This window comes from Cohnella sp. GbtcB17, from assembly GCF_019091135.1.
GTDB lineage: Bacteria > Bacillota > Bacilli > Paenibacillales > Paenibacillaceae > Cohnella.
In genome coordinates, this window is the sequence record NZ_JAGXJW010000047.1 from 55,874 (window position 1) to 65,336 (window position 9,463).

The 9,463-nt window shown below is 62.4% G+C and carries 9 protein-coding genes; 1 reads left to right on the forward strand and 8 read right to left on the reverse strand.

From position 1 onward, the window contains the following. Positions 1-36: 36 nt before the first annotated feature. Positions 37-1,338, reverse strand: coding sequence for a glutamate-1-semialdehyde 2,1-aminomutase (hemL, locus tag KVT38_RS23605; RefSeq protein WP_217596200.1), 1,302 nt, complete (start codon positions 1,336-1,338; stop codon positions 37-39). Positions 1,339-1,419: 81 nt separating this feature from the next. Between hemL and KVT38_RS23610 the strand changes: the two genes are divergently transcribed. Continuing rightward, the gene (locus KVT38_RS23610; protein ID WP_217596201.1) at positions 1,420-2,082 is read left to right on the forward strand and encodes a Crp/Fnr family transcriptional regulator; all 663 of its coding nucleotides are present in this window, start codon (positions 1,420-1,422) and stop codon (positions 2,080-2,082) included. A 127-nt stretch (positions 2,083-2,209) separates the two neighbouring features. Here KVT38_RS23610 and hemB read toward each other — a convergent pair whose 3' ends face one another. The 7 genes from hemB to speD all read right to left on the reverse strand — a co-directional run. After that, the gene (gene hemB, locus KVT38_RS23615) at positions 2,210-3,199 is read right to left on the reverse strand and encodes a porphobilinogen synthase (RefSeq protein WP_217596202.1); all 990 of its coding nucleotides are present in this window, start codon (positions 3,197-3,199) and stop codon (positions 2,210-2,212) included. Between the two features lie 18 nt (positions 3,200-3,217). Continuing rightward, the gene (cobA, locus tag KVT38_RS23620) at positions 3,218-4,771 is read right to left on the reverse strand and encodes a uroporphyrinogen-III C-methyltransferase (RefSeq protein WP_217596203.1); all 1,554 of its coding nucleotides are present in this window, start codon (positions 4,769-4,771) and stop codon (positions 3,218-3,220) included. A 2-nt stretch (positions 4,772-4,773) separates the two neighbouring features. Further along, a complete protein-coding gene (gene hemC, locus KVT38_RS23625; protein ID WP_217596204.1) occupies positions 4,774-5,712 on the reverse strand; it encodes a hydroxymethylbilane synthase in 939 nt (312 codons plus the stop codon). Between the two features lie 119 nt (positions 5,713-5,831). After that, positions 5,832-6,491, reverse strand: coding sequence for a precorrin-2 dehydrogenase/sirohydrochlorin ferrochelatase family protein (locus tag KVT38_RS23630; RefSeq protein ID WP_217596205.1), 660 nt, complete (start codon positions 6,489-6,491; stop codon positions 5,832-5,834). Positions 6,492-6,506: 15 nt separating this feature from the next. After that, entirely contained in the window at positions 6,507-7,328 is an 822-nt protein-coding gene (gene ccsA, locus KVT38_RS23635; RefSeq protein WP_217596206.1) for a cytochrome c biogenesis protein CcsA, read from the reverse strand. Between the two features lie 49 nt (positions 7,329-7,377). Next, a complete protein-coding gene (hemA, locus tag KVT38_RS23640) occupies positions 7,378-8,784 on the reverse strand; it encodes a glutamyl-tRNA reductase (protein WP_217596207.1) in 1,407 nt (468 codons plus the stop codon). Positions 8,785-9,068: 284 nt separating this feature from the next. Next, the coding region (gene speD / locus KVT38_RS23645) for an adenosylmethionine decarboxylase (protein WP_217596208.1) at positions 9,069-9,463 on the reverse strand (395 nt) is incomplete at its 5' end.

Here is a 9,463-nt window from a genome sequence, read left to right on the forward strand (position 1 = left end):
AGGTGGGCATGCCTACGGACTTGTGCCGCGTCCCGCTTAGAACTTGCCGAGCGCCGTACGATGTGCCGCGATCGTCTCGTCGATGTCGTCCTCGCTGTGGGCGGTGGACAGGAACCAACCCTCGAATTGGGAAGGCGGCAGGTTGACGCCCTGATCGAGCATGCGGCCGAACAGCGTACGGAAGCGCTCCGTGTTGGACTGCTTCGCCGTCTCGAAGTTGATGACCTGCTTGTCCGTGAGGAAAGGGCAAACCATCGAGCCGACGCGATTGATCGTCATCGCGATGCCGTACTCGTGCGCATTGGCTTCCAGCCCCGCCTGTAGCCGCATGGCAAGCTGCTCCAGTCGCTGGTAGGCGGACGTATCGAGCAGCTTGAGCGTGGCGAGCCCGGCCGCCATCGCGAGCGGGTTGCCGGACAGCGTCCCGGCTTGATAGATCGGACCTACCGGCGCCATGCGCTCCATCAGCTCACGCCGGCCGCCGTATGCGCCGACCGGCAGGCCGCCGCCGATGACCTTGCCAAGGCAGGTCAGATCAGGCGTAATGCCGTAGAGGCCTTGCGCGCAGTTCAAGTGAACGCGGAAACCCGTCATGACCTCGTCGAAAATAAGCAAGCTGTCGTATTGCTTGGTCACGTCCCTCAGTCCCTGCAAAAAGCCGGGGAGCGGAGGTACGACGCCCATATTGCCGGCGACAGGCTCCACGATGACCGCGGCGATCTCCTCGCCGTACCGCTCGAATGCGAGCTTGTCCGTCGCAAGATCGTTATATGGCACCGTGATCGTGTGGGACGCGATGCTCTCCGGCACGCCCGGGCTGTCAGGCAAGCCGAGCGTGGCGACGCCGGAGCCCGCCTTGTTGAGCAGGCTGTCGGCATGGCCGTGGTACGATCCTTCGAACTTCAAAATCCGGCTTCGGCCCGTGTAGCCGCGCGCAAGCCGGATGGCGCACATCGTCGCCTCAGTGCCCGAATTGGCCATGCGGACGACCTCGATCGACGGCACGCGGGCGCATACCAGCTCCGCCATCTCCGTCTCCAGCTCGGTCGGGGCGCCGAAGCTCGTCCCTTTTTCCGCGGTCCGCTTGATCGCCTCCACCACTTCGGGATGGGCGTGACCCGCGATCAGGGGGCCCCAGGACAAGACGTAATCGATATAGGACTGACCGTCGATGTCGGTAATCCGGCTGCCCTGGCCGCGCTCGATGACGACCGGCGTCAAGCCGACCGACTTGAACGCGCGAACGGGGCTGTTGACGCCGCCCGGAATAGATCTTTTGGCCCGTTCGAATGCGGCTTTGGACTTAGCGTCCGAGCGGATTTGGCGCGTTTCGCTCATTTTGGTCCACCTCTGCTATCTGGAATGAAAAAGTCTATGGTAAACTGAATCATCATCATGCGCGGCATTGGAGGCTCCGTAATGATTCAATGGCTTAAAAAGGTATCGTTGTTCGACAAACTGAGCGATTCGCAATTGGAACATGTGTCGCGCATCGCAAGACGGCGGAGCTTGTCCGCAGGCAGCATTCTTTTCCAGGAAAAGGATCCGGGCAACGTATTCTACGTCGTGCTGAGCGGGTCCGTCAAGCTGTTCACGCGCAGCGCCGGAGGCGAAGAGAAGGTGCTGTCCGTCGTCGGGGAAGGCGGCAGCTTCGGCGAGCTGGCTCTTCTCGACGGACTGCCGCGTTCCGCGTCTGCCCGTGCGCTCGAGACGTCGCTGCTGCTGGAGATCGCGAGCGACGACTTCATGCGCCTGCTGGAGTCGCATTTCGATATTACGAAGGGCATTCTCGCCGAGCTGAGCCGGCGGCTCCGGCAGACGAACGAGCATGTGAACGACTTGACCTTCCTGGATGACCGCACGCGCGTGCTGAAAAATCTGATTAATCTCGCCAACCAGCACGGCAAACGCGACGGCATCTTCATCAACATCCACCTCGCGCTCAACTACGACGAGCTCTCGCAAATGGCCGGCGTGTCCAAGCAGGTCCTGTCCGAGGTGCTCCGGGAGCTTGAAGCCAAAGGCGTGCTCAGCTTCGGCTTAAACCAGTACACGCTTAACTTGACCAAGCTGCGGGGCTGAGCGGCAAATGCTCAACGGGCACGATAGCGGCATTTCTTGCCGCTATTCTCCTTATGGCCGCCTCACCGGGCACGATAGCGGCACTTCTCGCCGTTATGAACGCTTAGACTGCCCCTCTATCTACGCCTTACAGGCCTCTCATCCAGCGCACCGCATCCTTCGCATGGTACGTAATGATCATGTCCGCGCCGGCGCGCTTCATGCCCGTCAGCGTCTCCATCACGATCGCGCGCTCGTCGATCCAGCCTTGCATCGCCGCCGCCTTCACCATCGAATATTCGGCGCTCACGTTGTACACGACGAGCGGCAGGTCGTACCGCTCCTTCAGCAGGCGCACGATGTCCAGGTAAGCGAGTCCCGGCTTGACCATCAGCATGTCCGCGCCCTCGCGCACGTCCGTATCCGCTTCTCTCAGCGCCTCGCGCGCGTTCGCGGCATCCATCTGGTACGTCTTGCGGTCGCCGAACTTCGGCGCCGACTGGGCGGCCTCGCGGAACGGGCCGTAGTAGGCGGAGGAATATTTGACCGCGTAGGACATGATCGGAATGTCCTCGAACCCCGCCTCGTCGAGCCCCTCCCGGATCGCGCCGACGAAGCCGTCCATCATGTTGGACGGCGCGATGATGTCCGCGCCCGCGCGCGCCTGGGACACGGCCGTGCGCACCAAGAGCGCCAGCGATTCGTCGTTGTCGACGACCGCGCCGCAGTCCCCCTCGTGCACGACGCCGCAATGCCCGTGATCCGTGAATTCGCACAGGCAAGTATCCGCGACGACGACCAGGTCGGGCGCCAGCTTTTTGATCCTGCGGGTCGCCTGCTGCACGATGCCGTCTTCCGCATACGCGCCTGTACCGACGCTATCCTTGGAGGCCGGGATGCCGAACAGCAGCACGGCCTGGATGCCCAGGGAGACGATCTCCGCAATCTCCTCGTCCAACCGGTCGAGCGACAGGTTGTAAACGCCCGGCATCGAGGAGATCTCGGTCTTGACGTTGTCGCCATGAGCGACGAAGATCGGCATGATCAGGTCGTGCACGTGCAGATGCGTCTCCCGGACCAGATTGCGGATGCCCGCCGTCCGCCGAAGCCGGCGATGGCGCACGATAGATGTATTCATTCGAATCAGAACCTTTCTTTACGAAATTTCGTTGCCGGCGCTGCGATGCTTCAGCATCGCCTCCAGCAGGCCTTCGATCGTCGATTGCTCGGCCGTCAACGTCACGCGAAGTCCGTGCGCTTCGGCCGTCCGCGCGGTGATCGGTCCGATGCACGCGATCGTGCAGCCGACCAAAAGCTCGGCCGGACGTTCGGCCCCCAGCCGCCGCAACGCTTCGAGCAGGTTCACGACCGTCGACGAGCTCGTAAAAGTGACCGCATGAATCTCGCCGGCCCGCAGCATCTCGACGATTCTATCATCCTCTTGAACGACCAGTCTGTTTTCGTACACGTCGAGCTCCACGGCTTCGACGCCCGCCTTGGCGAGCTCGGCCGGCAGCAAGCCGCGGGCCAGATCGCCACGGGGCAGCAGCGCGCGCTGTCCTGACTCCAGCTGGTCTGCCAAGCTGTCCAGCAAACCTTCGGCCTGGAATTGGGAAGGGATCACGTCGGCGACGATACCGCGCGCCGCCAGCGCTTCGGCCGTCTTCGGACCGACCGCGGCAAAGCGCGCCCCGGCAAACCGGCGAATATCGACCCGCATCTCGGCCAGCCAGGAAAATAAATATTCAACGCCGGCAACGCTCGTCAGAACAACCCAATCGAAGCGCTCGGCCTCGCGCAGCGCCGCCGCGATCCGCTCGATTTCGTCCGGATTCGTCTGCTTGACCGTATCGATCACCGGAAAAACGTACGGCTCCCCGCCAAGGTCGTCGATCCGGTCCGCCAGCTCGCTCGCCTGCGAGCGGGCGCGCGTGACGAGGACGCGCCAGCCGAACAGCGGCTTGGCCTCGATCCATCTGAGCGTCTCGCGCTGCCGCACGACGTCGCCGACGACGATGACCGCCGGCGGCTGGAAGTCCGCCTCGCGCACCTTTTGCTCGATGTCGCCGAGCGTCCCTGTCAGCGTCTCCTGCTCCGCGCGCGTGCCCCATCGGATAAGCGCCACGGGCGTTTCCGCGGGCCGTCCGAATTTTATCAGCTGTTCGCTAATATAACCGATCTTGGAGACGCCCATCAGAAAAAGGAGGGTGCCGGTGGCGTTCGTCACTTTGTCCCACTGGATCATGCGGTCGAGCTTGTCCGGACTCTCGTGTCCGGTCACGATCGAGAAGGACGATGCGAGGTCCCGGTGCGTCACCGGGATGCCCGCATAGGCCGGCACCGCGATCGCAGACGTAATGCCCGGGACGATCTCGTAGGGCACGCCGTGCTGACGCAGCAGCTCCGCCTCTTCGCCCACCCGCCCGAACACGGTCGGGTCGCCTCCCTTGAGCCGGCAGACGACTTTGCCGGCGAGCGCCAAATCCAACAGCAGGCGATTGATCTCCTCCTGCTTCATCGTATGCCGGTCCGGGCGCTTGCCGACGTAGATACGCTCGGTGCCGGGCCGCGTCTCCTGCAGCAACTGGGGGCCGGCCAGGCGGTCGTACACGACGACGTCGCAGCGCTGCAGCGCGCGCAACCCGCGTACCGTGATCAGCTTCGGATCTCCGGGTCCGGCGCCTACCAGATATACTTTCCCCTGGGCCATCGCTATTCCCTCGCTTCCGCGAGCAAGGCGTCCGCACCCTTGCCCAGCAGCTCCTCCGCCACGCGGCGGCCGACCTCGGCCGGATCGCCCCCTGAAGCCGACGCTTTAAGCACGAGTCTGCCGTCGGCAGCCGCGACCATGCCGGTCATCTTGACGACGGCATCCGGCGCCGCCGACTCGGCGATCGCGTATGCGCCGATCGGCACCTGGCAGCCGCCGTTCAGCAATCCCAAAAACGTGCGCTCGGCCGCTACTGCGCGCTCGGCGGCCGTATCGTTGAGCATCGCGAGCAAGGCGAGAACTTCTTCGTCGGACGCCCGGCATTCGATGGCAAGCGCGCCTTGCCCGACGGCGGGCAAGCAGTCCTCCGGATCGATATACGCGGTGATGCGGTCGTTCCACCCCATCCGCTTCAGTCCGGCCGCGGCCAGAACGATTGCGTCCAGCCCTTCGGACTCCAGCTTGCGAAGCCGGGTGTCGATATTGCCGCGGAGCGATTCGATCCGAAAATCGGGGCGGCGTGACTGCAGCTGCGCGGCGCGGCGAAGGCTGCTTGTGCCGATCCTGGCGCCCGGCGGCAGGTCGGACAGCGTGCTCGAGGTCAAATTCACGAGCGCGACGCGCGGGTCCTCGCGCGGCGGCACGCATCCGATGACGAGGCCCTCCGGCAGCTCGAACGGCATATCCTTCATGCTGTGGATCGCGATATCGTTCTCGCCGCCGAGCAGCGCTTCTTCGATTTCTTTGACGAACAGGCCTTTGACGCCGACCTTGGACAATGTCACGTCCAATATTCGATCCCCTCGCGTGACGATCGGCACGATCTCGAATTCGAGCGGCAGCCCGGCCTCTTCGGCCAGCCGCTTCAGCGCGTCGAGCGTCTGCCCGCTCTGCGTCATCGCCAGCGCGCTTTGTCTAGTTCCAACCTTGATCTTGCGCATTCGCCGCAACACTCCCCGGTAATTCGATTCGAATCAGCTATCAACCTCAATATACTGCCTATTGTCTCACATTCCGGCCTCAGTCCCAAACGATGCCTGCTGGGCCAAGTTCGGACCGGCTAGTCTGCCGCCTCGACATCCGCCCAGCCGCGCAGCATGGCGATCAGCTCCTTCGCCTCGGGCAGCTCCGCCATCGACAGCCAAGCCTGGGTGGCGCGATCCGAGACGGCCGCTTTCAACAATCTGCGGCTTTCCGACGGCTCGTCGATGTTAGCCAGCACCCGTCGCCGCACAATGCCCAGCTTTTTTGTCAGCTCGGCATATTCGGGACCGTATCGCGCTCTGAGCTCGCTCGCGATGCGCGCGGACAAGGCCGGACCGGCGCCCGAGGTGCCGACGGTCAACAGCAGGCCGCCTCTGCGAACCACGGCGGGCACGATAAAGCTCCCCCGCGAGCCCTCGGAGGCGGAGTTCGCAAGGATGCCGCGCCGCTTCGCCTCGTCGCAAATCCAGCCGTTCAACTCGTCGTTCCCCGTCGCCGCCACCACAAGGCGGGCGCCGTCGAGATCGTCCGGCGAAAACGGCTTAGGCAAGTGACGGATCGCTCCCGCTTCCTTCCACTCTCGCAGCCGCGCCGAGACGATGTCGGGGCAGACGAGCAGGACGTCCGCTCCCGCCTCCAGCAAGCCGCCGGTCCGGCGCTCGCCGACGGCGCCGCCGCCAACGACGAGGCACAGGCTATGCTCAACGGATATCATGATCGGATAGTATCGCTGCATGCCATATGCTCCTTTTTATAGCCAACGATGAAAGGATGATAGCGAATTCGCGAAAAAATCCAGCACAAGCAAAACGTAGCCGACTAAATTCCATATGGCGCAGCGTCCCGCGTCGTCCTTGCCGATCCACCTGCGAATCAAATAGAAAATATAAACGGCGCCTGCGACGAACGATAGAAGCACTTTCTCGTCCAGCAGCTTGCCATAGTGACCGTCGACGAGCAAAGCGGCCGTGCCGGTGGACAGCGCCAGCAGCAGCAGCGGCACGCCGAACAGGCCGGACCGGAACGAATACTTGTCGATCGCTTCGAGGCTCGGCATGCGGTTCATCACGCTGCCCCATTTCTTCTTTTTCAGACGGTAATTGAGAAATAGATACATGGCTCCGCATACCGCGGAAACGGTTAGGAGCGCAAAAGCGACCGTGATCAGGGTCACATGGAGAACGAGCAACCGTCTCGCCACCTCCGACGGTGCCAAGGTGATCTCCCCTCCGGGGCGCTCCATCAGATTCAGGCCGAGCACCGCGAAGCCGACGACGTTCACGAGCAGCACGAGCAGCTCTGCGCGGACGATCCGGTTGACGGCGAACGACGCGGAGACGAGCAACCATGAGACAAAAAAGACATAGTCGTGCAGCGTGACCTCGGGAACCGCGAAGCGGCGAACGAGCAAGTCGACAAGAAAACCGGTCTGCAGCACCCAGACAAAAACAAGCAGCCCTGTGCCGATCCGTCTCCCGTTACGGTTGCCGTAGGCGGCATCCGATACGAAAAACAGCAGACTCAGGGCATAAATATACATAATGGCGTCCGTCAGCCAATTGTTCGTTAACATGCAGCACCGCCTCCGGCTTCTCTCGAATCCGGCCAGGCCGGCGATCCGGTCAGCGAAGCGCGCCTGCCAGCTGAGCCAGGAATGATTGTGGCTCGGCCGCCGCGGCTTGCTTGTCCGGCGCCGCAGCGGCGGCCAGGCCGGCTGCGCGCGCCTTCTCCGCTTCCTTCGCCTCGCTCTTGAGACGAGCGACTTCCTCCTCGAGCGCGAACAGCTGCACGAAAAGGTCCAGCGAAGCTTCGCTGCGCTTCTCCGCCGCCAGTTCCTTGACCCGCAGGATCGGGTCGTGGATCATCTGCGTCAGCATGCTCTTGGTCAGCTTGCGGATGACCTTGACCTGCCGCTCGTCCAGCTCGGGCAGCTTGCGGAGCAGGCTGTCCAGCGTCTCCTCGTGGATCGCGGCGGCCTTCTCCTGGAGTCCGCGGATGAGCGGGCTGACGCCAAGCGTCGCGTACCACTGCCGATAGGACTCCATCTCCGCGTCGATCATGACGTCGATGGCAGCCGTCTCCTGCTTGCGCTTCTCCAGGTTGCTCTCGACGATGCCTTCAAGATCGTCAATGTCGTACAAGTACACGCCCGGCAGCTCTCCGCATGCAGGGTCGATATCTCTAGGAACGGCAATGTCAATCAGGAAAAGCGGCCTCTTCTTGCGGCTCTTCATCGCCTGCGCGACGACATCCCGCTCAAGCACGAACCGCTGCGCCCCGGTGCTGCTGATGACGATGTCTGCCTCGTCGATCCGGCGCAGCGCCTCGTCTATTGCCATCGCCCTGCCGCCCATCTTGTCCGCGAGCTCTTCGGCGCGCGACAGCGTGCGGTTGACGACGAACACTTCCTTGGCGCCGCCCGCGGTCAAATGCTGTGCGGTCAGCTCGCTCATCTTGCCCGCGCCGAGGATCATGACCTTCTTGTCGTCAAACCGTCCGAAAATCCGCTTGCCAAGCTCCACGGCCGCATAGCTGACGGAAACGGCACTTTCGCCGATCGACGTCTCGGTGTGCGCCCGCTTGGCGACCGTGATCGCCTGCTGGAACAGGCGGTTGAACAGCGTACCCGTCGCCTTGCGTTCGCGCGCGAGGAAGAAGGCGTCCCGGACCTGTCCGAGAATCTGCGTCTCGCCGATGACCATCGAATCGAGACCGCAGGCGACGCGGAACAAATGCCGATTGGCCAGGTCGTCCTCGTACATATAAAGATGACGGTTGAACATCTCGCGGGGCAAATTAAACCACTGCTCCATAAAGGCGCGGATATAATGTCCGCACAGTGTATGACGATCGACGACCGCATACAGCTCGGTGCGGTTGCAGGTGGCGACGATGACGCATTCCAAAATGCCCGTCGTCGCCTTCAGCGCGTCCAGCGCCTGCGGCAGCTCCTCGTCCGGAATCGCGAAGCGTTCCCGGACTTCCACCGGTGCCGTTTTGTAGTTCAAACCGACGACTATGAGATGCACGGGACTTCACCTGCCTTTTCCTGAGGTCTGGATGCCGATCATGCGGAGCAAGCGCGTCCGGCTCGCCCGCCAACTAGCATACATTATAGCACAGCCGGGCTTGCCGGCCCTGAAGATTTGATGAATATTTTGCGACATCCCGTCGAACCCGGTACTTCCTATTGTCGTCGTCGTTATCGCATTCTATTCTTCATGGCCTATCGGCCGCAATCGCATTTAAAAAGCCATGGGGACGCGGCCCCATGGCTAACATGCATCATCATCGTCTTTAGGCTCTTCTACGCTTAGACCAGCTCGGCTTGTTTGATCGCAGGCTCTTCGACCTGCATCTCGCCGACGCCGCGAATGAGCTTCTTGGCGTAGGTATTCTTCGGCTTGAGTACATTGACCATGTAGTCGATCGCGAGCTGCGGATCGACCGTCTCGCCGCAAGTGTAGCAGTCGATCGCGGCAAAACCACGCTCAGGATACGTGTGAATGGAGAGATGGCTCTCCGACAGCATAACGAGAACCGTCGCGCCCTGCGGCTCGAATTGTTTGGCTTGAACCGAGAGAACGGTTGCTCCGCAAGCTTCGGCTGCCTCCACCATATGCGATTGGAGAAGTTCAGCGCTGTTCAGAAGATCGAAATCGACCCCCCAGGTGTCAACCGCAACGTGCCGTCCGAAAGTAGAGTATT

Coding starts and splice junctions, on each gene's coding strand:
- ccsA (WP_217596206.1), bottom strand. CDS start 7,328: ATGTTAACGAACAATTGGCTGACGGACGCCATTATGTATATTTATGCC.
- KVT38_RS23610 (WP_217596201.1), top strand. CDS start 1,420: ATGATTCAATGGCTTAAAAAGGTATCGTTGTTCGACAAACTGAGCGAT.
- hemL (WP_217596200.1), bottom strand. CDS start 1,338: ATGAGCGAAACGCGCCAAATCCGCTCGGACGCTAAGTCCAAAGCCGCA.
- hemC (WP_217596204.1), bottom strand. CDS start 5,712: ATGCGCAAGATCAAGGTTGGAACTAGACAAAGCGCGCTGGCGATGACG.
- cobA (WP_217596203.1), bottom strand. CDS start 4,771: ATGGCCCAGGGGAAAGTATATCTGGTAGGCGCCGGACCCGGAGATCCG.
- KVT38_RS23630 (WP_217596205.1), bottom strand. CDS start 6,491: ATGCAGCGATACTATCCGATCATGATATCCGTTGAGCATAGCCTGTGC.
- hemB (WP_217596202.1), bottom strand. CDS start 3,199: ATGAATACATCTATCGTGCGCCATCGCCGGCTTCGGCGGACGGCGGGC.